Source organism: Terrirubrum flagellatum (assembly GCF_022059845.1).
Classification (GTDB): domain Bacteria; phylum Pseudomonadota; class Alphaproteobacteria; order Rhizobiales; family Beijerinckiaceae; genus Terrirubrum; species Terrirubrum flagellatum.
This window is the reverse complement of record NZ_CP091851.1, coordinates 5,214,293-5,239,682: the sequence shown is the minus strand read 5'-3', so window position 1 is coordinate 5,239,682 and position 25,390 is coordinate 5,214,293. Positions and strand designations below refer to the sequence as shown.

Sequence of the window (25,390 nt, the reverse complement as noted above, 5' to 3'; positions counted from 1 at the left end):
TTTGAATAATTATCGTGCTCGCTCCGCTCGCGAGCTATTCGCTGGACCCCGGACACGGTTCTCGCCTCGGCGAAGCCGTAGCGGCTTCGCTACGGCGTAGCCGGGCCGCTTCACTTCGTTTCGCTGCACCGTTCCGGGGACGGCGGAGCGCCACTCGATCTCCCATGCTCCGGCGCCGCGGCGAGCGACGCGTCGCGCGCCTCCACCGCGACATAGCTCGTGAGATTCTTCTCGTGCAGGATCGTCTCCAGCGCCGCGAGCCAGTGACGATAATAGGTCTCGCCGGTGTCGGGATCGCCTTTGGCCTGCGCCGCGCGGATCGCGGCGCCGAGCGCATTCGCCCATTCCTGCGCTGAAATCAGCCCGCGCTGCTTGAGATGCTCGACGATCGCGAACGCCTGCGCCTCCCACGGCGCGCGGAACTGCGGCTCCTCAGGCGGGCTCAAGATAGGATTCCCACGCGTCGATCGACGTGACCACATCAGGATCGGCGCCGCGGCCCCACAATTCGGGTCCGGTGAAGGCGACGGAATAGACATGCTGCGGCTGCTCGCCGCCGCCATGCGCATTCGTGTCGGGGAAAACATAGGCGCCGTGCGCCATCTCGATCACGCCTGTCTTGCCGCGGGCGTAGCGCGGCAGGCGCGTGTGATGCGCGGGATTCTCGACGATCGTGCGCACGCGATCACCGACCTTGAATCGCGCCGGCGTGGCGATTTCGCGCGCGCAGGACGTCCCCTTCGCCAGCGCCGCCGCGACGTCGCGGCCTTTAAGAACGCGCGCTACGGACTTCGCAGGCTGGTTCATCGCGCCCTTTGCGATTTCCTCAGATGTCGCGAGACCGCGCTCCGCCATCAGCCGCTCCAAGGCGGTGATCCAGACGTCGTAATAGCTCTTCGCGAGATATTCGGTCGGATGCAGCGTCTCGCGCGCATGGCGGCTGGCGTCGATCGTCCATTGCCCGGTCGCGCCCATGGCGATGACGGCGGCCATGGCGCGCTTCTCCCATTCCGCGTGGAAATAGGGCTCGTCCTTTTCCGGAGCGACGGGGCCGAAGCCCATCATCCCGCCAAGATCCTGCGCGCCGTTCATGCCGCGACCTTCTCAGGCGAAAGCGCGAGCCCGGTGCCGATCATGCTGTCGCGCGTGACGAGCGAGGCGAGCTTCTCCTCGCTCCAGCCTTCGGTTCCCTGAGGCCGCATCGGGATCACGAGATAGCGCAGCTCCGCCGTCGAATCCCACACACGGATCTGCGTGTCCTTTGGCAGCGTAACGCCGAATTCGGCGAGCACGCCGCGCGGGTCCATGACGGCGCGCGAACGATAGGGCGCCGCCTTGTACCAGACCGGCGGCAGGCCAAGCACCGACCAAGGATAACAGGAGCAGAGGGTGCAGACGACGAGATGATGCACGTCGGACGCGTTCGCGACCGCGACCATATGCTCGCCCTGCCGGCCGCTATAACCGAGCTCCGCGATCGCGCTTGTCGCATCGGTGAAGAGACGATGGCGATAGCCGGAGTCCGTCCAGGCGCGGGCGACGACGCGCGCGCCATTGCGCGGTCCGACGCGATGCTCGTAGGTGTCGATGATCGCGTCGAGCGCGGTCGGATCGACATAGCCTTTCTCGACGAGCAGGCTTTCGATCGCGCGCACGCGCCGCGTCATAGTGTCATCATCAGCAGCGGCGGGACCGCCGCCCGTGGCGCAACAGGCTGAAGCCATGTCAGAGTGAACCGTGGATGTGCGACAGCGCACAGCCTATCACGGGCTGCGGTCGCGACAAGGCGGCATCCCTTCTCGCTGACGGGAGAGGCGCCCATGCGCGGAGTGACGAGGCTCGCATTCATCGTTCTGTGCGCGCTCGCGCCTTTGGCCGCGTCGGCGCAGCAGCCCGCGCCGAAACCCCAGGACAGCGATCTGCAGGCGCTGATCCGCAAGAACAACGCCTATATCGGCCTGATGAATCGCACGCTGCGCGCCGTCGATTCCTGGAACCGCTATACGAGCTGGGTCAATGTGAAGACCGGCCCGACCGGACGCGAACGCATCATCTACGGCCTCTACAGCCTCTATGACGTGCGCGACGAGATCGCCAAGGCGAAGGCCGCCGCCGAACAGCCGCCGTCGCTGCCGTCGCTCGATGCGGCGATGAATCGCTATATCGACGCCTACAACAATCTCGCGCCGCTCATCGCGCGCGCGGAAGGTTATTACGAGCGCAAGGATTACATGGCCGACAAGATGGCGGAGGGCAAAGAGATCCACGCCAAGATGGCGCCCGCGGCCGAAACTTTCATTGTCGCGCGCGGCGAACTCGATCGCGAGATGGCTGCGATCAAGGCCGATCTCGATCGCCGCGAGCTCGCCGACATCGAGGCGCGCGACGGCAAACGAGCGCGCTGGCATGTGCGCAACGTGATGATCTATGCGCGCCAGATGGTCGACCTGCTGCCGACGAATGCGAATCCCGTCGTCGATCTCCCCGTCTTCGACAAGGCGCTCGCCGCCTACAGCGCGGCGGTGAAGGGCATGGACGAATATTCGCAGGCCAATCCGAACCAGTTCTTCGTGTTCGAATCCCAGCCGCGCTCCTATCTCGGAAAGCTGCGCGAATTCCGCCAGAAGCTCGATCGCTCTAAGGGCGACGCGCGCCGCGCCAACGTGTCGAACGATCTCACCTGGCTGGTGAACGACTACAACATGATGATCTCGTCAGCGAGCAGCGCGACGACGTTCAACAAATAAGGTCGCTTCGCGAAGTTTTTTGCTGGGCCCCGGACTTCATTCCGCTCGGCTTGTCGCCTCGCTGCTTGAATCCGGGGACGGAGAGAGCATCAATCTGACACAATGAAGCTGTCATCGTCCCCGGAACGGTGAAGCGAAACGAAGTGAAGCGGAACCGTGTCCGGGGCCCAGCGAAAGAATCGCGAGCGACTTGCGACGCCGAAGCAAGCCGAAGGCTTTGCGAAGGCGAGAACGAGCGCAATAACTCGCGCTATATCCCCGCGCCGCCGCCATCCGAGCGTGGATCATGCACGGCTTCCACATGCCCCTTCGCATGCTTCACCACCATGCCGGCATGGCCGAAATCATCGGCGTAGGGCTCTGCTCTCCTCTCGACGATCTGCCCGACTGATTCCAGCCTCCGCGCGACATTTTCATCGACGCGCGATTCCAGCTTCAGCGAGAGATTGGCCGAGCCCCAGGTCTTGCCGAGGAGATAGCGCGGCGCGTCGACCGCTTCCGCCGGCGAACGGCCATACATCGCCCAGCGCGAAAACACCTGCGCCTGGAATTGCGGCTGCCCGTCGCCGCCCATCGCGCCATAAACGCAGACGCGCCCGTCATCCATCACCGCGAGCGGCGGATTGAGCGTGTGGATCGGCCGCCGTCCGGGCTCAAGCGGATTGAGCGCGTTCGCATCGAGCGAAAACGCCGCGCCGCGATTCTGCAGGAGCACGCCGGTTTTCGGCAGCACGCAGCCCGAGCCATATTCCCAGTAGACCGACTGGATGTAGGACACGGCGAGGCCGTTTCCATCGATCGCGCCCATCCACACCGTATCGCCGCGATCCGGCGGCATCGGAAACGGCGCTGATGACGTCATCGAAATCTGCGCCGCCTGCTTGTCGAGCCATGCTGCGGAGAGAAAATCGGCGGGATTGCGCTTCAGGCGATCGAAATCGGTGACGATCTGATCGCGCAGGCGCAGGCCGCGCTTCGTCGATTCGACAAGGCCGTGGAAATAGTCGAAGCCGTCGGCCTCGCGCACATTCAGGCGCGCGAACAGGCCGAGGATCACGAGCGACGCGATCCCTTGCGTCGGCGGTGGGCAATTGTAGAGCGTCGCGCCCTTGATCTTGAGCGACAGCGGATCGCGCAACGCGGCGCGGTAGCGTTCGAGATCGGCGCGCGTCACCGGGCTGCCGATGCGCTCGCAATCCGCCGCGATCTCGCGCCCGACATCGCCGCGATAGAAATCATCGAGGCCCGCTTGCGCGAGATGATCGAGCGTGGCCGCCAACGGCTCGACCTTGCGCTTTTCGCCTCCCTTCGGCCGCTCGCCATTGAAATAATAAGTTTCAAGAAAACCCGGCGCCTGTTTGATCAGCGCGATCTCCTTCGCCTCGTCGCGGCCTTCGCTCGCGGAGACGACATAGCCTTCACGTCCATGGCGAATGGCGTCGCCAAGCAGGATCGAAAGCGGCAGGCGCCCGCCATGCTCCTTCGCCAACGAAAGCGCGGCGGCCCAGCCACCGATCGCGCCGGGAACGGTCAACGCCGCATGCGGCCCGCGCGGCGGGATCGCCTCATAGCCGAACGCGCGGTAGCGCTCGATCGTGGCGCGGCTACCTGCGAAGCCGCAGGCCTCGATCGCCCGCACGCGCCCACCGGGTTCGTGAATGAGCCAGAAGCCGTCGCCGCCGATCGCGTTCATGTGGGGATAGACGACGGCGATCGTCGCAGCCATCGCGACCATGGCCTCGATCGCATTGCCGCCTTCCGCCAGCACCGCGCGGCCGGCCTCGGAAGCCAGCGAGTGGGGCGCGGCGATGGCCGCTTTGGAAAAGACGGGGGTCTCGGGCACTGATGATCTCGGACGCGTTAGGCTTGACGTTCCGGCCGGCTTGCCGGGCCGCCTCCCCCGTTATAGGGCGTTCCCGGCGAAAACAACGCGGCCTCAAGGGACCATGGCGAAGCAAGGCACGATTCACGTCCGCAGCCTGATCACGATCGTCAGCATTCTCGTGCTCGTCGGCGTCGAGCTGTTCGGCGCGGCGCTCGCCGCCGGCTGGGCCACCGCCGGTCTGTTCCAGCTTGGCGATCTCGTCGGCCATGTGCTGATGGCTGTTTTCTGCCTGATCGCGGCCTACGGCCTCTACATCTTCGCCCGCCGCGCGCTCTCGGTCGAACCGATCAAGCACTGAGTCGGCGCTGTCGGCGCTGTTTCACGACCCCGGTCGCCCCGCCGCCGGAGGCTGCGGCCGCGTCGCAAAAAGAACGATTTCGCTCTGTTGGTGTTGTTCTGCGGCCGCCCCGAATTGACAGCCCGCCCATCCGCCACCAGTTTCCGCGCCCCTTGGCCCCTTGCATCTCGCGATGATCGATCGACGAACCCTCCTTGGCGCGACCGCCCTGATGACGCTTCCCGCCGCCGTTGAGGCGCAGCCGGACGCCAAGCTCGCCTTCGGTCCCGGTCAGGCCTTCTCGTTCGAGGCGTTGCAGGCCCATGCCCGCGATCTCGCGAAGAAGCCTTACGAGGCGCCGCCGGCGCTCGCCGCCGACATCCTGCGCAAGATCGACTACGAGACCCACGGCAAGATCCGCTACAAGCCTTCGATGGCGCTGTTCGCCAAGGGGCCCGGCCGCTATCCCGTCACCTTCTTCCATCTCGGCCAGTATTTTCAGAAGCCGGTGCGCATGCATCAGGTCGAAGGGGGTCAGGCGCGCGAGCTGCTCTACAGCGCCGACCTCTTCGATATGCCCGCGGATTCCATCGCGCGGAAATTGCCTGCCAATGCGGGCTTCGCCGGCTTCCGCTTCCAGGAGAGCCGCGACAACGCAACGATCGGCCGCGAAGGCAAGCCGCTCGACTGGGCGAAGAACGACTGGGTCGCGTTTCTCGGCGCGTCCTATTTCCGCGCCATCGGCGAGCTCTTCCAGTATGGCCTCTCCGCGCGCGGCGTCGCCATCGATCCCGCGATTGGCGGCGCAGCCGAGGAATTTCCTGATTTCACGCATGTCTATATCGAGACGCCGAAGGACGATGGCGCCGAAGCAGTCGTCTATGCCTTGCTCAATGGGCCAAGCCTCGCCGGCGCATACAAATTCATCATGACGCGCGGCAAGGGCGTCGTCATGGACATCGAGAAACATCTGTTTCTGCGCAAGCCTGTCGCGCGCTTCGGCTTGGCGCCGCTGACATCGATGTTCTGGTATTCCGAGACGGTAAAATCGACCGCCGTCGACTGGCGTCCCGAAGTGCATGACAGCGACGGGCTCGCGCTCTGGACCGGCGCAGGCGAGCGCATCTGGCGCCCGCTCAATAATCCGCCGCGCACCATGGCGTCGTCTTTCGCCGACGTGAATCCGCGCGGCTTCGGACTTCTGCAGCGTGATCGCGCCGTCGATCATTATCTCGACGGCGTCGCCTATGAGCGTCGCCCGAGCCTCTGGGTGGAGCCGATCGGCGACTGGGGCCGCGGCGCGGTGCAGCTCATCGAAATTCCGACCGACGATGAGATTCACGACAACATCGTCGCGCTCTGGCAGCCGGCGGAGCCGACGCAGGCGGGCTCGTCTGCTCATCTGCATTACCGGCTGCACTGGCTCGCGGACGAACCCTATCCGACGCCCTTGGCGCGCTGCGTCGCGACGCGCCTCGGCAATGGCGGCCAGCCCGGCCTGCCCCGGCCAAAGGGCGTCAGGAAATTCATGGTCGAGTTCAAGGGCGGCCCGCTCGAACACATTCCCTTCGGCGTGAAGCCCGAGGCCGTGCTGTGGGCCTCGCGCGGGACCTTCTCCTACGTCTTCACCGAGGCGGTGCCGAATGACGTGCCGGGCCACTGGCGGGCCCAGTTCGACTTGACCGTCGACGGGCACGAACCGGTCGAGATGCGACTGTTTCTGAGAACCGGAGCCGAGGTCCTGACCGAGAGCTGGCTCTACCAATACCATCCCTTCTGATGGCCGTTTGCCGGGCCCTGGCGGCCCGCTGAGACGAAATTCCTAGACCGCTGCTACCCCACGCCTCTGCGGCCTTTCGCCTCTGCAGGATCGATCTGGAAGCCTTGGCGGGCCGGGGCTGCTTCTGTTATATAGTAACAAATGCAGACCGGCCCCGAACCTCGTCGCGCCATCGCGCAGCAGCCGACCTTATCTCTCCTCAGGCTCGCCGCCTGGGAGCGGCTGGCGGGCGCCGGCGTCGCCATTGCGGCGCTCTGGGCGGCGGTCGCCTGGGCGATCAGGTGATCCCATGACCGCCGCGATCCGCTTCGACAATCTCACCCTCGGCTATGGCAGGCGCGCCGCCGTGCATCACCTGCGCGGCGCGATCGCGCAAGGTTCGCTCACCGCAATCGTCGGTCCGAACGGCGCCGGCAAATCGACTTTGCTCAAGGGCGTGGTCGGCGGGCTGAAGCCGCTCGAGGGCAAGATCGAACTCAGCGCCGACATCAGGGATGGCGTCGCCTGGCTGCCGCAGGCGGCCGATGTCGACCGCTCCTTCCCGCTGCCCGTTTATGATCTCGTCGCCATGGGCCTGTGGGCGCGTTGCGGCTCATTCGGCGGCGTCGGCCGCGCGGCGCGCACCAGGATCGATGAAGCGATCGGCGCGGTTGGTTTGACCGGCTTCGAAAAGCGGCCGATCGGCGCGCTCTCCGGCGGCCAGATGCAGCGCGCGCTCTTTGCCCGCCTGCTGCTGCAGGATGCGCGCATCATCCTGCTCGATGAGCCCTTCACCGCGATCGACGAGAAGACCGCCGCCGATCTCCTCGATCTCGTGCGCCGCTGGCATCACGAGGAGCGCACGGTCGTCGCCGTACTGCATGATCTCGATGTCGTGCGCCGCGCTTTTCCCGAAACGCTGCTGATCGCGCGCGAGCCGATCGAATGGGGCGCGACCGACAAGGTGCTGACTCCTGAAAATCTGCTGAAAGCCCGTCGCATGATCGAAGCCTATGATCGCGACGCGCCGTTCTGCGAACGCGGGGCGGCGTGACTCGAGATGTTCGCCTTCAACGCGTTCGTCATCCCGCGCGCGCCGCAGCGTGAAACGATGCGGTGCAGACGCGGGACCTTTTGCAGGAAGAGCCTCCATCGGCGCGCGGTCCCGGATCAGCAGCGCATCGTTTCACGCTGCGCTGCGTCCGGGATGACGACTTCTTTGGTTCTGCGGCGCTCGACGAACGATGTATGACGCGCTGATCTCCCCCTTCATTGAATTCGCCTTCATGCGCCGCGCGCTTGTCGGCGCGATCGCGCTTGCTCTCTCAGGCGCGCCGATTGGCGTGTTCCTCATGCTGCGCCGCATGAGCCTCACCGGCGACGCGATGGCGCATGCGATTCTTCCCGGCGCGGCTGTGGGCTATCTCTTCGCCGGCCTCTCGCTCACTGCGATGACGCTTGGCGGTCTCGCAGCGGGCATGGCGGTCGCGATTCTCGCCGGCATCGTGTCGCGCGCCACGAGCCTGCGCGAGGACGCGACCATGGCGGCCTTCTATCTCGTCTCGCTTGCGCTTGGCGTGACGCTCGTCTCGGCCAAGGGATCGAACATCGATCTCCTGCATGTGCTGTTCGGCAGCGTGCTCGCGCTCGATGATGACGCGCTGTTCCTTCTCGCCGGCATTTCCAGCGTGACGCTGGCCGCGCTCGCCCTGCTCTATCGCCCGCTGACGCTCGAATGCGTTGATCCCGGATTCCTGCGCTCGGTCAGCCGCGCCGGCCCCTATGCGCATCTCTCCTTCCTCGGCCTCGTCGTGCTCAATCTCGTCGGCGGCTTCCATGCGCTCGGCACGCTGCTCGCTGTCGGCGTGATGATGCTGCCGGCCGCGACCGCGCGTCTCTGGAGCGCCGACATCACGATCATGATCGGCGTCGCCATGCTGACGGGCGTTATGTCCAGCGTCGGCGGCCTGCTGACGTCCTATCATTTCAGCCTGCCGGCCGGCCCCGCGATCATCCTCTGGGCCGGCGCGGTCTATGCCGTGTCGCTGGCGGTCGGCCCCGCCGGCGGCATCCTCAGCAATCTCGTTCCCCGCCGGCACTACGCCGCCTGATCTGTTCCCACCGGAGACCGCCCGATGCCCTCAAGACGTTATGTTATAGCATCTGCAATTGGCCTCGCTTTGACCGCCGCGGCGGGACCGGCGCTGGCGCAGGCCGAAAAACTGAAAGTGGTCGCCAGCTTCTCGATCCTCGGCGACCTCGTGAAGCAGGTTGGGGGCGAACGGCTCGACATCACGACGCTCGTCGGCCCTAACGGCGACACCCATGTCTATTCGCCAACCCCGGCGGACGCGAAATCGCTCGCCGACGCCAAACTCGTCTTCGTCAATGGCCTGAAATTCGAGGGCTGGATGGACCGGCTGGTGAAATCCTCGGGCTCGAAGGCGGCGCTCATCGTCGCGACCAAGGGCGTGAAGCCGCTTCAGGCCAAGGATGATCATGACCATGACCACGATCACGGCGGCTATGATCCGCACGCCTTCCAGGACATCGGCAATGTGAAGCTCTATGTCGCGAATATCCGCGACGGGCTCGCCGCCGCCGATCCCCAGGGCAAGGCGACCTACGAGGCGAACGCCACAGCCTATCTCAAGACGCTCGACGGCCTCGAAACTGACGTGAAGGCGGCTATCGCGAAGATTCCCGCCGCCAACCGCAAGATCATCACCTCGCACGACGCCTTCGGCTATTTCGGCAAGGCTTATGGCATGCAGTTCATCGCGCCGAAGGGCGTCTCAACCGAGGCCGAGGCGTCGGCGAAGGATGTCGCGCGCATCATCCGGCAGGTGAAGGCGGAGAAAATCCCGGCCGTGTTCATGGAGAACATCCAGGACAAGCGCCTCGCCGAGCAGATCGCCCGCGAGACCGGCGCGAAGATCGGCGGCTCGCTGTTCTCCGACGCCCTGTCGCCTCCGGACGGCCCCGCTGGCACCTATGTCGACCTGATGCGCAACAACATCAGGGAGTTCGTGTCGGCGCTTGCGCCCGGCGGCGCGTGAGGCCATTTGAGGGGCGAAGAATTTGCGCCTCCCTTGCCGTCATCGCCGGGCCTGACCCGGCGATCCAGTCTTCAGGATCGAAGCGTGGATGGCCGGGTCAAGCCCGGCCATGACAGTTCTGGGAGACGGCGCGCAGCGGAGACCGACGCAATGTCCGAAAAAATTCCCGTCACCGTGCTCACCGGCTATCTCGGCGCCGGCAAGACGACGCTCCTCAACCGCATCCTCACCGAGCCGCACGGGAAGAAATTCGCCGTCATCGTCAATGAATTCGGCGAGATCGGCATCGACAACGACCTCGTCGTCGACGCCGACGAAGAAGTGTTCGAGATGAACAATGGCTGCATCTGCTGCACGGTGCGCGGCGACCTGATCCGCATCATCGAGGGGCTGATGAAGCGCAAGGGCAAGTTCGACGCGATCATCGTCGAAACGACCGGCCTCGCCGATCCTGCGCCTGTGGCGCAGACCTTCTTCGTCGATCAGGACGTGCAGGACATGACGCGTCTCGACGCCGTGGTGACCGTCGTCGACGCGAAATGGCTGAAGGATCGTCTGAAAGACGCGCCGGAGGCGAAGAACCAGATCGCCTTCGCCGACGTGCTGATTCTCAACAAGACCGACCTCGTCTCCGAAGCCGAATTGAAGGACGTCGAGGCGCAGATCCGCGCCATCAATCCTTATGCGAAATTGCATCGGACGCAGCGCGCTTCAGTCTCTATCGCCGATGTGATGGATCGCAACGCCTTCGATCTCGACCGCATCCTCGACATCGAGCCGGACTTTCTTGAGGAAGGCCATCACCATCATCACGACGAGGAGATGCAGTCGGTCTCCTTCCGCATTCAAGGCGACGTTGATCCCGAGAAGTTCATGCCCTGGGTTCAGGATCTGACCCAACGCGAAGGCCCGAACATCCTGCGCTGCAAGGGCATCCTCGCCTTCAAGAACGAGCCGAAGCGCTTCGTCTTCCAGGGCGTGCATATGATTCTCGACGGCGACCTCCAGCGCGACTGGAAGCCGGAGGAAACGCGGGAATCGAAGATCGTGTTCATCGGCCGCAAGCTCGACCGCAAGGCGATCGAGGACGGCTTCATGGCGACGGCGGCTTAGGCGCCGCAGATCCGTCTGGCCGCGTTGCCTCGCGCGACGCGGCATGTGTAGTAGCGCGCTATGTCCACCACCATTCCCACGCGCCCGCCTGAATCGCTGACGAAGAACGTCGAGGCCATCGAGGCCAGCGCGCATGTCGTCGGCGCGGCCTTTCTCGGCGATGTCGGCGCGCTTGCGCTGGCTGACGGCCGCGTGCTGCTGCGCGACGCGGAAGGCGCGATATCAGATGTCGCGGCCCATCCCGACGCCGGTCTGCTGAGCTTTGCGAGCGATGGAAAGTCGCTGGTGACAGGCGGCGATGATGGCCGCGTCGTCGCGACGTCAGCGAAAGGCGAAGCGAACGAAATCGCCGACGAAAAAAGCAAATGGATCGACGCGGTCGCGACGAATGGCGACGGCGCGATCGCCTGGTCGGCCGGCCGCTCGGTGAAGGCGCGCGACGGCAAGGGCAAGATCAAGCAATGGGCGCCACCCTCTTCCGTGCGCGGTCTCGTCTTCGCGCCGAAGGGCTATCGCCTCGGCGTCGCGCACAACAATGGCGCCTCGCTCTGGTTTCCCAACACCGACGCGAAGCCCGATCTGCTGGAATGGAAGGGCTCGCATCTCGACATCATGTGGTCGCCGAACGGCCGCTTCGTGGTCACATCCATGCAGGAGAACCAGCTCCATGGCTGGGGCCTTCCCGAGAAGCAGCACATGCGCATGTCGGGCTATCCCGGAAAGACGCGCTCGATGAGTTGGTCCCATGACGGTCTCTGGCTCGCGACCAGCGGCGCCGACGCCGTGATCATCTGGCCCTTCCAGGGCGAGAAGGGGCCGATGGGCAAGCCGCCGCGCGAATGCGGCGTGCGGCCGGCGAAAGTCACAAGCGTCGCTTTCCATCCCAAGGCGCTTGTCGTCGCGGCCGGCTATGACGATGGCTGCATCCTTCTCTGTCGTCTCACCGATGCGTCGGAATTGCTCGTGCGCCCCGCCGGCAAGGAAGGCGGCGCGATCAGCGCGCTCGCCTGGGATGCGAATGGCCGTCGCATGCTGTTCGGATCGCGCGAGGGCGCGGCCGGGCTGCTCACGCTGCCGGTTTGATTCAAATGCTGCGCTTCGGCTTCGGAAAAAAGGATCGGCGCGATCCCGCCGAAGTCGAGAAGATGAAAACGATCGCCCGCGAGGCGCTCGGCGTCGGCGATCATGTCGCGCTCTCCATCAACGAGATCGAATGCGCCGATCCCGCCTGCCCCGTGCTTGAAACCATCATCCTCATCATGGAGCCGGGAAAGAAGACGCGCGCCGTGAAGGCGCATGGCGCGATTGCGGATATGAGCGCGGAACAATTGCGCGCCGCTTTGATATCATAGGCGGAGCATAGCCGCAGGGAGGTCGAATGCTCGCGCGCACGCTCGGAATGGCGCTCGGCCTCATGACGGCGATCCTGTTCTCGCAGCTTCCGGAATATGCGCAGCAATATCGCCAACGGCTTGGCGGCGCGATCGATGAACTGCGCCGCGTCGTCGGCTCGTTCGAGCGCGATGCGCGCAATTCCGGCCTGACGCGCAGCGACGCCCTCGACCGCATGGCGAAGAGCAATGACGAATTGCAGAAGCGCCAATCGACAAGCATCGCGGGCCATATTGGCCGGCTTGAAAATCTCGAGGCGGAGCGCGATGCGCTGCGCGAAGCGGGGCCATTCCAGCGCCTTGGCATTTTCATCAGCCAGTCCGATTCCGAACTCGCGCGCCGCACGCTGGATGACTTCGAACCGGCCGTGCCGACAACGGCGGAAGGCGCGGTCGCCGCCGGTGGCGGCTTTCTCGCGGGATGGGGACTGACGCGGATTTTCGGGCGGATGTTCAGGCGGCGCCGAAGGCTGGGCTGGCGAGCGAATTAATAACTGTAGAACCGCTGCCCTTATTGTAAGAGATCATATAATCAATAAGCGGAGCGGCCATCCAAATGTCAGAGATTGAGCAAATCAAACTAACCGCAACTTATTACAACAACCTAAGTGTCGGACTTCTTCTGGGCGGAGTCCTCATCCCCTACTTAGCAATCATGCAGAACCTTGGTCATGTAGTGCAAGCGATAGCAGAAGGGCGAGCCTTTTCTGACCTCTGGGCGATGACTGCCATCGCGTATATTATTGCAATACTCATGGCGCTTTGGGCGGCAAAGAATATGCGACGCTATGCGAAAGAAATAATCGCGTCCCTTCCCGCCGCAACACAAAGTCAGCCTTCAAATTAAATTATTGGACTTCAAGGCCATCTAGCGGCGAGACGTCGCAATCGGCGATTGCTGAGCTTCAGATTAAGAAACGCGATCTTGATGTCGAAAAGGAACAGCGGCCTCCTCGACATCAGAGCATGCGAATGGCGGACGAGATCACCCTGTCCCTGATCAGGGGGTGAAGCCCGCCGCGCGTCATCAGATCGACTTTCCGGTCGAGACGCTCCGCCAACATCTCCTCGATCTTCATCTGATCGAAGAGATTGAAACGGGCGGCTGGATCATAATCGAGAAACAGATCGACATCGCTTTGGTCGCCGGCCGCATCTCTTGCGGCCGAACCAAAAAGATACATGGCGATCACGCCCCGCTCGCGAAGAGCGGGGGCTATGTCCGCAATGATTTCTCTGACCTGATCGGAGAGCATGGCTCCAATCTATCATGGAGTACGGAACGGAGCCACCAGCCCCGCTTCGCGCTTCACCTCACCAGAATATTGCGGAACTGCCAGGGGTCGCTTTCGTCGATATCCTCGGGGAAGAAGCCGGGGCGATCCTTCAGCGGCGTCCAGTCGGTGTAGGAGCCAATGACGGGGCCGAGATAGGGCAACTGCACTTCGAGGCAGCGGCGATAATCCATCTCGTCCGCTTCGGTGATGCCGCGCGCGGGGTTGTCGAGCGCCCACACCATGCCGGCGAGCACCGCCGACGTCACCTGCAGCGCTGTCGCATTCTGATAGGGCGCGAGCTTGCGCGTCTCTTCGACGGAAAGCTGCGAACCATACCAGTAGGCGTTCTTGCCATGGCCGTAGAGCAGCACGCCGAGTTCATCGATGCCGTCGACGATCTCGTCCTCGGCGAGGATGTGATGCTCGTCCTGGATCTTGCCGGCGCGGCCGAACAATTCATGCAGCGACAGCACCGCGTCGTTGGCGGGGTGATAGGCGTAGTGGCAGGTCGGACGATAGATCGCCTCGCCCTTCTCGTCGCGCGCGGTGAAATAGTCGGCGATCGAAATCGCTTCGTTGTGCGTGACGAGAAAGCCGTATTGCGGTCCGGGCGTCGGGCACCAGGAGCGCACGCGCGTGTTCGCGCCCGGCTGCAGCAGATAGATCGCCGCGCCGCAGCCCGCCGCATGAGTCTTGCCGTTGTCGGGCATCCATTTTTCATGCGTGCCCCAGCCGAGCTCGGCCGGCTGCATGCCTTCCGACAGGAAGCCTTCCACCGACCAGGTATTGACGAAAACATCGCGCGGCTTCGGCTTCTTCGCGCGCTGCGTGTCGCGCTCGGCGATATGGATCCCCTTCACGCCGGCCTTGCGCATGAGCTCCGCCCAGCCCTCTTTCGTCGTGGGCTCCTCGAAGTCGATGGCGAGATCGGTTGCGACATTCACGAGCGCCTGCTTCACGAACCAGGACACCATGCCGGGATTGGCGCCGCAGCAGGAGATCGCGGTCGAACCGCCCGGCGATTTCCGGCGCGCTTCAAGCACGGTCTCGCGCAGCGCATAGTTGGAGCGTGCTTCAGGCCCAAGCGTCGAGTCGAAATAGAATCCCGGCCACGGCTCAACGACAGTGTCGATATAGAGCGCGCCGATCTCACGGCAGAACTCCATGATCGCGAGCGAGGACGTATCGACAGAAAGATTGACGCAGAAGCCTTGCCCGCCGCCTTTGGTCAGCAGCGGCTTCAGGAGCTCGCGATAATTCTCTCGCGTCACCGCCTGATGCAGGAAGGCGACGCCATGCTTGTCGAGAATCGCGCGGTCGCTGTCGTCGGGGTCAATGACGACGAAGCGCTTCGGATCATATTTGAAATGTCGCTCGATCAGCGGCAGCGTGCCTTTGCCGATGGACCCGAAACCGATCATGACGATCGGCCCTGTGATGGTGTGATAGATGGGCCACTCGGCCATTCCTGCCTCCAGTTGGGCTCTTGGTTTCGATCGGGTCTGCCAGCATCTGGTGACGGTTTGTCTACAAGACATCGGGCTTGCGGCGTCAACCGCGGATCGCCCGTTTACGGACGACGCGCGAAAACCCGCCGCGCGAGGCGGCGGGCGCAGGCGATAAAAGGTTTGTTTGAAAGCTTAGGCGGCTCTCAATCGAAGCCCGCCTCGGCTCCGTCGCGGCGCGCCCGCCATCACGAACGGGATGACGTCCGCTTCGACCGCCGGACGACCGCTCGCGACGATCTCGCCCGCCGCCTTCGAGAGCGCGCCCTTGCGCAATTCGAGCGCGAGGAAGCGTTCGCTGTCGACGCGGCCCGGCATTGAAAGACGCCAGGTCAGGCCGGTCGAGAAGCCGAAGCGCCCGTAATAGGCGGCGTCGCCGACAAGAATGATCGCGCCGTGGCCGAGCGCGCGAGCGCGCGTGATCGCATGCCGCATGAGCGCTGCGCCAATCCCTTCGCTCTGGCGCGCCGGATCGACCGCGAGCGGGCCGAGTAGCAGCATCTCGACGCCGCCGGCCGCGACGTTCCAGAGACGCACGGTGCCGATGACGTCCTCGCCATCCATGGCGATGAGCGCGAGGCCTTCCGCCGGGCGATAGCCGCGGCGCAGAATCTCGCTCACCTTGGCGAAGCGCGAATCGCCATAGGCGCGATCGAGCAGCGCTTCCCGCGCGCCGACATCGGCAAAGGTTTCTTCAACGATCCGGATCATGTGCGACCCCTCGCGACGCGCCTCGCGAGGCGGCGTCGACTTTAAAATGATGGAGCGGGAGGTCGGCCCGGCGGCGACGCCGGGCCTTGAGTCTCAGACTGAACGCAGGAGGTTCAGATCGACGGAAATCAGATGACGTATTGTCGGAGCGGCGGGAAACCGTTGAACGCCACAGCCGAATAGGTCGTGGTGTAGGCGCCCGTTCCCTCGATCAGCACCTTGTCGCCGATCGAGAGCGACACCGGCAGCATCACGGGCGTCTTCTCATACATCACGTCGACTGAATCGCAGGTCGGGCCGGCGAGAACGCAGGGCGCGGTCTTGCCGCCATCATGCGGCGTGCGAATGGGATAGCGGATCGCTTCGTCCATCGTCTCGGCGAGACCGCCGAACTTGCCGATGTCGAGATAGACCCAGCGCACCTCGTCCGTGTCGCTCTTCTTCGAGACGAGCACGACTTCGGATTCGATGATCCCGGCGTTGCCGACCATGCCGCGGCCCGGCTCGATGATCGTCTCGGGCAGGCGGTTGCCGAAATGCTTCGACAGCGCGCGGAAGATTCCCTCGCCATAGGCTTTCACCGCCGGCACGTTCTTGAGATAGCGCGTCGGGAAGCCGCCGCCGAGATTGACCATCGACAGGCCGATGCCGCGTTGGGCGCATTCACGGAAGATCGCAGCCGCTGACGCGAGCGCGCTGTCCCACGCCTCCGTGTTCGCCTGCTGCGAACCGACATGGAACGACACGCCATAGGCTTCGAGCCCGTTGCGATGCGCATGCTCGAGCACGCCAACCGCCATCTCAGGCTCGCAGCCGAATTTGCGCGACAGCGGCCAGTCAGCGCCGGCGCCGTCGCAGAGAATGCGGCAGAACACCTTCGATCCCTGGGCGACGCGCGCGATCTTCTCGACCTCGGCTTCGCAGTCGACGGCGAACAGGCGGATGCCCATGGCGAAGGCGCGCGCGACATCGCGCTCCTTCTTGATCGTGTTGCCGAAGCTGATTCGATCAGCCGTCGCGCCGGCGGCGAACGCCATCTCGATCTCCGCGACCGAGGCGCAGTCGAAGCAGGAGCCGAGATCGGCGAGCAGCTTCAGGATTTCCGGACCCGGATTGGCCTTCACCGCGTAGAAGACGCGGGTGTCAGGCAGCGCGCGCGAGAACTTGAAATAGTTCTCACGGACGACTTCGAGATCGACGACGACGCAAGGGCCGTCTTCGCGACGGGTGCGCAGAAATTCCCGGATGCGCTGGGTCATGCGCGCCTCCCTACGGTCGCGGCCTTCGATTGAAGCCGCTGCAAAGCCTTGGGCGACGATCCCGCCACGGAGCGCGATGGAGACGCTTCCGCGGGGTTAAGTCACCCGACGATGCTGCCGATGATTGGAAGGGAGTGACCCCGTCCGCACGTCAGGCAAGATGGACAAGCCTCTTTAGTTCGCCGGACTTGGAACCCGGCTGAGACCAAAAAAGCCCGCTCCGTCGTTGCTTTAAGCTGCGTCCCCCGTGGAGAGCGGGGTTCGCCGGTTTTGCCTCCGGCTGCCAGTCGAGGTTCGGAGACGGCGCTTGCGCGCCGGGAGCGTCGTCTCGGGGGAATCCACCCCTCTGATCTGCTCCCGCTCCGGGCGACCGTCCGGCCACTTGTCCGGATGTCCACCGACCGGCACGCGGCCACAGGCACGTGCGATTTGGGCAGGCGCGATATATGGGAAGCGTTCCGTCCACGCAAGGGCTTTTTGTCCCAGCTCAAGGACACGACGTCGCATGTGGTGCGCCAGCGCAACATCTGGCATCCACGCAAGCGGCGGCTATGATGTCGCCGCTTCTCCCCCTTCCCTGCTTTCAGTTCCGATGAGTCAGTCCCGCCGCTCCTTTGCGCGAAATCTCGGCGCGCTTGTCGCCACCTCGGCCGCCGCCCCAACGCTCGCACAGACGCCGCCCGCCGCCCAGTCTCCGACGCCTGCGCCGCCGACAGCCGCGCCGGCCCAGGCGCCGCGTTTCAACCAGGAGGATGTGATTCGCCGCGCCCGCGATCTCGCCTCGCGGCCCTTTGACGGCAGCGCGCAGCCCTTGCCCGATGCCCTCGCGAAGCTCGATTTCGATTCCTGGCGCGACATCCGCTTCCGCCCGGAGCGCGCGCTGCTTGGTCCTGATTCGCGCTTCCGGATGCAGATGTTCCATCCGGGCTTTCTCTTTCAGCGACCGGTGACGGTGAACGTCGCGCGCGACGGCATCGCCGCGCCCGTGCCTTATTCCAACGCCCTGTTCGACTATGGCCGCAACAAGTTCGAGCGGCCCTTGCCGGTCAATCTCGGCTTCGCCGGCTTTCGTCTGCATTACCCGCTCAATCAGCCGAAGGTGTTCGACGAGCTGATCGCCTTTCTCGGCGCGAGTTATTTCCGCTTCCTCGGCCGCGGCCAGAAATATGGCCTGTCGGCGCGCGGGCTCGCTATCGGCGCCGGCTCGAAGGAGACCGAGGAGTTTCCGACCTTCCGCGAATTCTGGGTGGAGCAACCGCAGCAGAACGACGATTCGATCATCGTGCATGCGCTGCTCGACAGCGATTCCTGCGCCGGCGCCTGGCAATTCACGATCTATCCCGGCCGCGACACCGTGCTCGACGTGCAGATGACGCTGTTTCCGCGCAAGCCCATGCCGCGCATCGGCGTCGCGCCTCTCACCTCGATGTTCTTCACCGGCGAGAATGATCGCCGCTTCTTCGACGATTATCGTCCGGAGCTGCACGATTCCGACGGGCTGCTGATGCGCACCGGCGCCGGCGAATGGATCTGGCGGCCGCTGCGCAATCCGCGCGAGGCGGCGACGTCGAGCTTCTTCGACGTGAATCCGCGCGGCTTCGGCCTGATGCAGCGCGACCGCACGTTCGAGCATTATCAGGATCTCGATCTCAACTACGAGACGCGCCCGAGCTACTGGGTCGAACCGCGCGGCGACTGGGGCGAGGGCCGCGTCGATCTCGTCGAGATTCCGACGAGCGACGAGACGAACGACAATATCGTCGTCGCCTGGGCGCCGAAGAATGCGCCCGACGCAGGCCAGACGATCACGCTCGGCTATCGTATCTCGGCGCTGCTCGATTCCAACGAGCTTCATCCCGGCGGCAAGGCGATCAACACCTGGCAGACGAGCCCGCGCGCGCTCGGCTCGGCCGAAAAACCCGGACCCGGCCAGCGCCGTTTCATCGTCGACTTCGCCGGCGGCGACCTCTCCTACTACCAGACCGATCCGTCGCAGGTGCAGATCGTGCCCTCGATCAGCAATGGCCGGATTCTGCGCACTTTCCTCATCCCGAATGCGCAGACGGAAGGATTCCGCGCCGGCGTCGATATCGAGGCGCCGCCGGGCCAGATGGCCGATCTCCGCGCCTTCCTGAAGGCCGGCTCGCGCACGCTCACGGAGACCTGGACCTTCCCCTGGAAGGCCGAATAGCCGGGCTTCCGCTCCGCGCGGGAGGGTTAACGACGCATCAACCCCGAGGCGCCAGAGTCCGGCGGAAGTCGGAGCCTTGAATCCCGCGTGCGTTTTTTTGACCGGATGTCCTTGCGGATGCGGGTGGCGACACTGGCCTGCATTCCCTTGCTCGCACTGATCGTGACCCTGGGCGCAGGCGGCCTCATGCGGGAATACGCCGAACGTGCGCTCTCGGAGGCGCGGAGCTCCAGCGCCACCGTCCATCTCGCTGAAGACCTCAGCGACGACGCGCGCATTATCGAGCTTGAGACGCAGACCTTCCTTCTCGACAGAAACCGCGGCGCGGACGAGACGATGAAGGAAAAGCTCGCCGCGCTCGGACCTCGCATCGATCGCCTATCGGCAGACCGCGCCCTCGGCGCGCGGACAGGCGCAATCAAGGAGCATGCGAAAGCGCTGGCGGACGCCCTCGACGCAGCGCTCGCCGTTCGCTGGGAAATGACCAGGCCGAACGGCGTCTCGGCGCGCGCGACCGTCACCGGCGTCGCGCTGGAGAATTTCATGGCCGACGCGCTGTCGCGCTACAACAGCCCTGGAATCTACAAGATGACCATTGCGGCCCTGCGCATGCGCAGGGCCGGGCAACAATATGCGAATCAGCGGAATATCCAGCAGGTCTTTGAATTCGAAAGCAGCGCCGCCGAATTCAGCGAAATCGCGAAGTCCGCCGCCATGAATCCCGACGACGCCGAAATGGCGGGGCGGCTCGTGCCCGCCTATCTCGCCGCATTCAGGGAATGGGTCGAGATCGCGCGCCAGCTTGATCAGTCCGCCTGGCGCCTGACCGAGGCGTCCCAAAGCCTGACCACGGCTCTGGCCGAGATCAGCAAGGAGGCAGGCAAGAACGCCGCCAAGCAGGAGCAGGAGGCGGAGGCGGCGAAAGCGACGCTGGGATGGCTGGAATGGGCGCTGCCGGCCCTCGCCGTCCTCCTCACTTGCATCGCCGCGCTCCTTCTGGCGCGCAGCATCCGCCACTCGCTGAACGCGCTGCGCGTCAGCATGCTTGAGATCAAGCAGGGGCAAAATCACGTCGAGATCGAGGGGCTCGAACGCAGCGACGAGATCGGCCAGATGGCGCGCGCGCTGTCGGTGTTTCGCGATCACGCAGCGGAACGCCAGATGGCGGTGGCCGACCAGATCGCGCAGTCCGAAATCCGCGAGGCGCTGCTCGCCGACCGCGAAAGGCGCGTGGCTGTTTTCGAGGACGCGTTCAACAACGAGCTTGCGACTTTCCAGCTTGGCGTGCGCGACCTCTCGGCCACCTCAAACAGTCTCGCCGAGCTTTCCGAGAATTTCGTCACGTCGGCGACCAGCGCGACGCAGGCGGTCGGCGGCGCGACGGAAGACGTGACCAGCGTCGCGATCGCGACCGAGGAGCTGTCCTACAGCATCGGTGAAGTCTCCGCACGAACCGAGGAATCGCGCAACTCCGCCGAGACGATGAGCACGACGCTCGCCGCCGCGACCACCATCATGGACCGGCTCAATCAGAGCGCGAGCGATATCGGCGACGTCATCGGGCTGATCCAGCGCATCGCCATGCAGACCAATCTCCTGTCTCTCAACGCCACCATCGAGGCGGCGCGCGCCGGCGAGGCTGGCCGCGGCTTCGCGGTGGTCGCCCAGGAGGTGAAGGGCCTCGCCTCCCAGACCGAGCACGCCACCGGCGATGTCAGGGCGCTGATCGAACAGTTGCGCGCGGTCGCCGGCGAGGCGCATGACGCCTTTGATACGATCGCCAAATCGATCTCGCATCTCGTCGACAACACGATCGGCATCGCAACTGCGATCACCCAGCAGAAGCAGGGCATCGACGAGATCAACATGAATCTGCAATCGGCATCGAGCCGCTCGCGCAGCGGGGCGGAATCCATGCAGCAATTGCGCGACCTCGCCGGCCGCGCCGCCGAATCCGCCCGCCGCGTCCAGACTGTCGCCGAATCGATTGATCGCGGCGCCGTTTCCCTCGACGGCGAGGTCGAGCGCTTCCTGACCTCGGTGCGCGCGGCTTAGAGCATGGCGCGAAAAAGTGGATACCGGTTTTTCGCAAAAGCCATGTTCTAAACTTTTGGAATCGATCACGTTCCCGCATTTTGATTGAATCAATCAAAATGCGGGAACGTGATCTACGCGAATTACTTTGAGTTGCACACGCGCAGCGGCGCTTGTGCTGCAACACACATCACGCCGCCAAAGCTGATGCTTCGCTGCTCGATGACGATCGGGACGGCGTTCATTCCATGGATAATCAATCGACAGATCGCGAAATCAAGGTGCTGATCTGTTCGATCGTTCTCGCCATCATCGGACTCGGCGTCATTGCTTATGGCTGGCTCAGCCTGCCGATCGCCAGAGAGCAACTGTCGATCGCTGAAGACTCCGCGCCGATAAGCTACTCAACCCCAATCATCGACAGCAGCTATGGCGACGTCATAAGCAATTATCGAACGCAGGATATCCGCCTGAGCGCGCTGAACTCGTTCCGCCATTACAGACCAGCTCCAAATCTTTGGGTCAACGATCTTGAAAGCGTCAAAAGCGGCGCCTCGGTTCGCTTCCTGGTCGACCCCGCATCGCACATCATCTACGAGGCTGCCGCGGAGGGAAGAACGCTTTTGGCCTACGACGACACCAGGGCGAAGCTGAACGGACCAGCGCGCGGAAGAATGCTGGCCGGAATCGTGCTGATGGCTATTGGCGCATTCTGGGGCGTCCGCGCGGCGAGGGGCTCCTTGCCGCCGCCAGACGCCTGCGGCGACTAGGTCCCGCGTGGAAGAGCGGGATCAGACATCGTCCTTCTTCGCCGCGACCACCTCGATCTCGACCTTGAATTCCGGCCGGTTGAAGCCGGAGACGATCATCAGCGTCGATGCCGGCGGCGGCGATCCCACATGCCGGTCGCGCGCGGCCATGTAAGCGGCCATGTCGGCGCGATCGGTGACGAAGCCGCTGATCCTGACGATATCCTTCAGTGATAGCCCCGCCGCGCCAAGGATCGTCGCGATATTGGCGAAGCATTGGTCGGCCTGCGCGCCGACATCGTCGGGAACCGATCCGTCAGGCGCGACGCCGAGCTGGCCTGATACGAACACCATGCGCGAGCCCACCGCGACCTCGATTCCGTGGCTGTAATTGGCGAAGGGAGGCCGCATCTCCGCCGGCGTCAGGGCCCGATTCATGAACAAGCTCCGGTGCGTGGGCGCCGGCCGCGAAGGCCGGCGAAAAAACCGCGTGACTTTGGACTCTGAACGCTGTGATCAGACCCGCAACCCTGTATAGGGGCGACTGGACTCCGGCACGAGTCTTGCGATCTGATCCGGCAAGGTCAGGCAAGGATTTTCGGGCGCGGATTGCGCCGCAGCGGGCGCCCGGGACATGACAGGGAGATTCCAATGACATTTCGCTCAGGGCCCAGCCGGCGCGCAGCCGCATTCGGGGGCGCGATCGCGCTCGCCAGCATCGCGGCGCCCGCCTTCGCGCAGGACAAGGTGACGTTCGGCACCAACTGGGTCGCCCAGGCCGAGCATGGCGGCTACTATCAAGCGGTCGCCGACGGCACCTACAAGAAGTACGGTCTCGACGTCACCATCGTGCCGGGCGGCCCTTCGGCCAACAACCGCATGCTGATGACCCTCGGCAAGCTCGATTTCTACATGGGCGGCATGCTGCAGGCCTTCAACGCTGTCGATCAGAACATTCCGACCGTCACCATTGCGGCGATCTTCCAGAAGGATCCGCAGGTGCTGCTGGCGCATCCCGATCAGGGGCTGAAGAGCTTCGCCGACCTCAAGAACCTGCCGAGCATCTATGTCGCGAAGGAGGGCCTCGCCTCCTACTACCAGTGGATGAAGGCGGCCTACGGCTTCAAGGACGAGCAGGTGAAGCCCTACACCTTCAATCCCCAGCCTTTCCTCGCCGACAAGAAGAGCGCGATGCAGGGCTATCTCTCGTCCGAGCCCTATCTCATCGAGAAGACGGCGGGCTTCAAACCGCAGGTCTTCCTCCTTGCCGACGCCGGCTATGATCCCTACTCCACCACGATCGAGACGACGCTCGCGGTGCTGAAGGACAAGCCCGACGTCGCGAAGCGCTTCGTCGAGGCGACGATCATCGGCTGGAACAATTATCTCTACGGCGACAACAAGGCCGCGAACGCGCTCATCAAGAAGGACAACCCTGAGATGAGCGACGACAAGATCGAATACGCCATCGTCAAGATGAAGGAGCTCGGCATCGTCGACTCCGGCGACACGATCAAGCTCGGCATCGGCGCGATGACCGACGAGCGCGTGAAGGAATATTACGAGAAGATGGTGAAGGCGGGCGTCCTGAAGGCCGGCCTCGACTGGAAGAAGACGTTCGACGCCCGCTTCGTCAACAAGGGCCTCGGCGTCGACCTGCGCAAGAACTGAGACATTCTTCTCTGTTCCGGGCGGCGCGGCAGCGCGCCGCCCTTCATTGTGACGCGCCCGCGGAGACGGGCGCAAGATCACGCCGAGCCTTCTCGATCCTTCGAGCCTTCTCGTGTCGCAAGTCGTGTCTCAAGCCGCGCGTTCCTATCGCGTCTCACCGGGTCCAACGATCGTTTCGCTTCGCGGCGTGGCGAAGCAATTCTCCAACGGCACGCTGGCCGTGCAAAATCTCAATCTCGACATCAGGGCGCGTGAATTCGTCAGCCTGCTTGGGCCATCCGGATGCGGCAAATCGACAGCGCTGCGCATGATCGCGGGGCTCGGCGATCCGAGCGCCGGCGAAATCGCCTGGCCCGGCTCCGAAGCGAAAGAGCATTCCGCCGACATCGGCTTCGTCTTCCAGGAGCCGACGCTGATGCCCTGGGCGACAGTGTTCGACAATGTCTGGCTGCCGCTGCGCCTGCGCGGACAGAGCCGCAGCGAGGCGCGGCCAAAGATCGAAGCGATGCTGTCGCGGGTCGGCCTGCTCTCCTTCGCCAACGCCTATCCTCGCGAACTCTCCGGCGGGATGAAGATGCGCGTCTCGATCGCGCGCGCGCTCGTGACGCAGCCGAAGCTGCTGCTGATGGACGAGCCTTTCGCGGCGCTCGACGAGATTACACGTTTCAGGCTCAACGATGATCTTCTCGATCTGTGGTCGTCGCTCGACTGCACCGTGATCTTCGTCACCCATTCCGTGTTCGAATCGGTCTACCTCTCGAACCGCATCGTCGTGATGGCGGCGCGACCCGGCCGCATCGTTGAGGAGGTCAATGTTGAGGCGCCCTACCCCCGCGGCGAGGAGTTCCGCACCTCGAACGAATATGTTGGCTGGTGTCGTCTTGCGTCGGACGCTCTCATCGCCGCGATGGCGGCGAATGACTGGCGTATGAAAGACAAGTCATGACCGACACCGCTCCCGTTTTCGCCCGGGAAAACCGCATCGAGCAGATCGCCAAGATCGCGCTGCCGGTGACGGTGCTGCTCGCGAGCGTCGGCCTCTGGGAATATCTCTGCTGGCTGTGGGATACGCCCTTCTACAAGCTGCCGCGACCGAGCCTTATCTTCACGACGCTCATCAATGACTGGCCGACGCTCTCGACGTCGCTGTGGGTCACGCTGCGCACGACCTTTCTCGCGCTGATTCTCGCTGTCGTTGGCGGCGTCGGCATCGCGATCCTGTTCACACGCTCGAAATGGATCGAGCTGACCTTCTATCCCTACGCCGTCGTGCTGCAGGTGACGCCGATCATCGCGATCGCGCCGCTGATGCTGATCTATCTCGACGTCAACAGCGCGGTGCTGCTCTGCGCCTGGATCGTCGCCTTCTTTCCGATCCTGTCGAACACCACGCTCGGCCTTCTCTCCGCCGATCATAATCTGCGCAGCCTGTTTGAACTCTATCGCGCCAGCGGCTGGCAGACCTTGTGGTATCTCAAGCTGCGCGCCGCGCTGCCCTACTTTCTCTCCGGGCTGAAAATCGGCGGCGGCCTGTCGCTGATCGGCGCCATCGTCGGCGAATTCACCGCCGGCACTGGCGGCCAAGGCTCGGGACTTGCCTACCGGATTCTGGAAAGCCAGTATCGCCTCAATATTCCCCGCCTGTTCGCAGCCCTCATGCTGATTTCATTCACCGGCATCTGTATTTTCCTCGTGCTTTCGCTCCTGTCGCATCTGCTGTTGCGCAAGTGGCACGAAAGCGCCGTGCGGCGCGAAAACTGAA

The 25,390-nt window shown here is 64.1% G+C and carries 27 protein-coding genes; 18 read left to right on the top strand and 9 right to left on the bottom strand.

Going from position 1 to position 25,390, the window contains the following annotated elements:
• Positions 1 to 110: 110 nt before the first annotated feature.
• The 3 genes from L8F45_RS25550 to nthA are packed head-to-tail and all read right to left on the bottom strand — an operon-like array spanning position 111 to position 1,667.
• Positions 111 to 446: a nitrile hydratase accessory protein gene (locus tag L8F45_RS25550; RefSeq protein WP_342360643.1), complete on the bottom strand. Its 336-nt coding sequence runs from the start codon at positions 444 to 446 to the stop codon at positions 111 to 113.
• Positions 433 to 1,092, bottom strand: a complete 660-nt coding sequence (gene nthB, locus L8F45_RS25545; RefSeq protein WP_342360642.1) for a nitrile hydratase subunit beta — start codon at positions 1,090 to 1,092, stop codon at positions 433 to 435. The genes L8F45_RS25550 and nthB overlap by 14 nt, the downstream gene beginning before the upstream one ends.
• The gene (gene nthA / locus L8F45_RS25540; protein ID WP_342360641.1) at positions 1,089 to 1,667 is read right to left on the bottom strand and encodes a nitrile hydratase subunit alpha; all 579 of its coding nucleotides are present in this window, start codon (positions 1,665 to 1,667) and stop codon (positions 1,089 to 1,091) included. Before nthA ends, nthB begins: the two co-directional genes overlap by 4 nt.
• Before the next feature lie 153 nt (positions 1,668 to 1,820).
• On the opposite strand from nthA, the gene L8F45_RS25535 reads away from it, so the two are divergent.
• Complete coding sequence (locus L8F45_RS25535; protein WP_342360640.1) at positions 1,821 to 2,747, top strand: YiiG family protein; 927 nt, start codon at positions 1,821 to 1,823, stop codon at positions 2,745 to 2,747.
• Positions 2,748 to 2,997: 250 nt separating this feature from the next.
• On the opposite strand, the gene L8F45_RS25530 is transcribed toward L8F45_RS25535, so the two are convergent.
• Positions 2,998 to 4,590 carry a gamma-glutamyltransferase family protein gene (locus tag L8F45_RS25530; protein WP_342360639.1) on the bottom strand — a complete coding sequence of 531 codons (1,593 nt, stop codon included), beginning with the start codon at positions 4,588 to 4,590 and terminating at the stop codon, positions 2,998 to 3,000.
• Between the two features lie 103 nt (positions 4,591 to 4,693).
• Between L8F45_RS25530 and L8F45_RS25525 the strand changes: the two genes are divergently transcribed.
• The 11 genes from L8F45_RS25525 (at position 4,694) to L8F45_RS25475 (ending at position 13,078) form a co-directional block, all read left to right on the top strand.
• Positions 4,694 to 4,930: a hypothetical protein gene (locus L8F45_RS25525; protein WP_342360638.1), complete on the top strand. Its 237-nt coding sequence runs from the start codon at positions 4,694 to 4,696 to the stop codon at positions 4,928 to 4,930.
• A gap of 172 nt (positions 4,931 to 5,102) precedes the next feature.
• Positions 5,103 to 6,689 (top strand): OpgD/OpgG family glucan biosynthesis protein, encoded by a 1,587-nt coding sequence (locus L8F45_RS25520; protein WP_342360637.1) that lies wholly within the window; start codon positions 5,103 to 5,105, stop codon positions 6,687 to 6,689.
• A 141-nt stretch (positions 6,690 to 6,830) separates the two neighbouring features.
• Entirely contained in the window at positions 6,831 to 6,974 is a 144-nt protein-coding gene (locus L8F45_RS25515; RefSeq protein WP_342360636.1) for a hypothetical protein, read from the top strand.
• A 4-nt stretch (positions 6,975 to 6,978) separates the two neighbouring features.
• Positions 6,979 to 7,722, top strand: coding sequence for a metal ABC transporter ATP-binding protein (locus L8F45_RS25510; protein ID WP_342360635.1), 744 nt, complete (start codon positions 6,979 to 6,981; stop codon positions 7,720 to 7,722).
• A 190-nt stretch (positions 7,723 to 7,912) separates the two neighbouring features.
• Positions 7,913 to 8,779 (top strand): metal ABC transporter permease, encoded by an 867-nt coding sequence (locus L8F45_RS25505; protein ID WP_342360634.1) that lies wholly within the window; start codon positions 7,913 to 7,915, stop codon positions 8,777 to 8,779.
• A 24-nt stretch (positions 8,780 to 8,803) separates the two neighbouring features.
• Positions 8,804 to 9,727 (top strand): metal ABC transporter substrate-binding protein, encoded by a 924-nt coding sequence (locus L8F45_RS25500; protein WP_342360633.1) that lies wholly within the window; start codon positions 8,804 to 8,806, stop codon positions 9,725 to 9,727.
• Positions 9,728 to 9,877: 150 nt separating this feature from the next.
• Positions 9,878 to 10,840, top strand: a complete 963-nt coding sequence (locus L8F45_RS25495; RefSeq protein ID WP_342360632.1) for a CobW family GTP-binding protein — start codon at positions 9,878 to 9,880, stop codon at positions 10,838 to 10,840.
• Positions 10,841 to 10,900: 60 nt separating this feature from the next.
• On the top strand, positions 10,901 to 11,923 hold the full coding sequence (locus L8F45_RS25490; protein ID WP_342360631.1) for a WD40 repeat domain-containing protein: 1,023 nt from the start codon (positions 10,901 to 10,903) through the stop codon (positions 11,921 to 11,923).
• A gap of 62 nt (positions 11,924 to 11,985) precedes the next feature.
• Positions 11,986 to 12,192, top strand: a complete 207-nt coding sequence (locus L8F45_RS25485) for a hypothetical protein (protein ID WP_342360630.1) — start codon at positions 11,986 to 11,988, stop codon at positions 12,190 to 12,192.
• 26 nt (positions 12,193 to 12,218) lie between these two features.
• The gene (locus L8F45_RS25480) at positions 12,219 to 12,722 is read left to right on the top strand and encodes a DUF2937 family protein (RefSeq protein ID WP_342360629.1); all 504 of its coding nucleotides are present in this window, start codon (positions 12,219 to 12,221) and stop codon (positions 12,720 to 12,722) included.
• Positions 12,723 to 12,787: 65 nt separating this feature from the next.
• Positions 12,788 to 13,078 carry a hypothetical protein gene (locus L8F45_RS25475; RefSeq protein WP_342360628.1) on the top strand — a complete coding sequence of 97 codons (291 nt, stop codon included), beginning with the start codon at positions 12,788 to 12,790 and terminating at the stop codon, positions 13,076 to 13,078.
• Positions 13,079 to 13,190: 112 nt separating this feature from the next.
• Here L8F45_RS25475 and L8F45_RS25470 read toward each other — a convergent pair whose 3' ends face one another.
• From L8F45_RS25470 to L8F45_RS25455, 4 genes are all read right to left on the bottom strand, one after another.
• Entirely contained in the window at positions 13,191 to 13,415 is a 225-nt protein-coding gene (locus tag L8F45_RS25470) for a nucleotidyltransferase family protein (RefSeq protein WP_342360627.1), read from the bottom strand.
• Between the two features lie 125 nt (positions 13,416 to 13,540).
• Positions 13,541 to 14,974 carry a homospermidine synthase gene (locus L8F45_RS25465; RefSeq protein ID WP_342360626.1) on the bottom strand — a complete coding sequence of 478 codons (1,434 nt, stop codon included), beginning with the start codon at positions 14,972 to 14,974 and terminating at the stop codon, positions 13,541 to 13,543.
• A 174-nt stretch (positions 14,975 to 15,148) separates the two neighbouring features.
• Positions 15,149 to 15,724 carry a GNAT family N-acetyltransferase gene (locus L8F45_RS25460; RefSeq protein ID WP_342360625.1) on the bottom strand — a complete coding sequence of 192 codons (576 nt, stop codon included), beginning with the start codon at positions 15,722 to 15,724 and terminating at the stop codon, positions 15,149 to 15,151.
• Positions 15,725 to 15,852: 128 nt separating this feature from the next.
• On the bottom strand, positions 15,853 to 16,983 hold the full coding sequence (locus L8F45_RS25455; RefSeq protein ID WP_342360624.1) for a type III PLP-dependent enzyme: 1,131 nt from the start codon (positions 16,981 to 16,983) through the stop codon (positions 15,853 to 15,855).
• Positions 16,984 to 17,575: 592 nt separating this feature from the next.
• On the opposite strand from L8F45_RS25455, the gene L8F45_RS25450 reads away from it, so the two are divergent.
• The 3 genes from L8F45_RS25450 to L8F45_RS25440 all read left to right on the top strand — a co-directional run bounded on the left by L8F45_RS25450 (position 17,576) and on the right by L8F45_RS25440 (position 21,978).
• Entirely contained in the window at positions 17,576 to 19,174 is a 1,599-nt protein-coding gene (locus L8F45_RS25450; protein WP_342360623.1) for an OpgD/OpgG family glucan biosynthesis protein, read from the top strand.
• A 117-nt stretch (positions 19,175 to 19,291) separates the two neighbouring features.
• Entirely contained in the window at positions 19,292 to 21,229 is a 1,938-nt protein-coding gene (locus tag L8F45_RS25445) for a methyl-accepting chemotaxis protein (protein WP_342360622.1), read from the top strand.
• A 227-nt stretch (positions 21,230 to 21,456) separates the two neighbouring features.
• The gene (locus L8F45_RS25440) at positions 21,457 to 21,978 is read left to right on the top strand and encodes a hypothetical protein (protein WP_342360621.1); all 522 of its coding nucleotides are present in this window, start codon (positions 21,457 to 21,459) and stop codon (positions 21,976 to 21,978) included.
• Between the two features lie 21 nt (positions 21,979 to 21,999).
• Here L8F45_RS25440 and L8F45_RS25435 read toward each other — a convergent pair whose 3' ends face one another.
• A complete protein-coding gene (locus tag L8F45_RS25435; protein ID WP_342360620.1) occupies positions 22,000 to 22,395 on the bottom strand; it encodes a RidA family protein in 396 nt (131 codons plus the stop codon).
• Between the two features lie 213 nt (positions 22,396 to 22,608).
• Between L8F45_RS25435 and L8F45_RS25430 the strand changes: the two genes are divergently transcribed.
• The 3 genes from L8F45_RS25430 to L8F45_RS25420 all read left to right on the top strand — a co-directional run bounded on the left by L8F45_RS25430 (position 22,609) and on the right by L8F45_RS25420 (position 25,389).
• On the top strand, positions 22,609 to 23,628 hold the full coding sequence (locus tag L8F45_RS25430; RefSeq protein ID WP_342360619.1) for an ABC transporter substrate-binding protein: 1,020 nt from the start codon (positions 22,609 to 22,611) through the stop codon (positions 23,626 to 23,628).
• A 112-nt stretch (positions 23,629 to 23,740) separates the two neighbouring features.
• Positions 23,741 to 24,574: an ABC transporter ATP-binding protein gene (locus L8F45_RS25425; RefSeq protein ID WP_342360618.1), complete on the top strand. Its 834-nt coding sequence runs from the start codon at positions 23,741 to 23,743 to the stop codon at positions 24,572 to 24,574.
• Entirely contained in the window at positions 24,571 to 25,389 is an 819-nt protein-coding gene (locus L8F45_RS25420) for an ABC transporter permease (protein WP_342360617.1), read from the top strand. The genes L8F45_RS25425 and L8F45_RS25420 overlap by 4 nt, the downstream gene beginning before the upstream one ends.
• Position 25,390 lies beyond the last annotated feature (1 nt).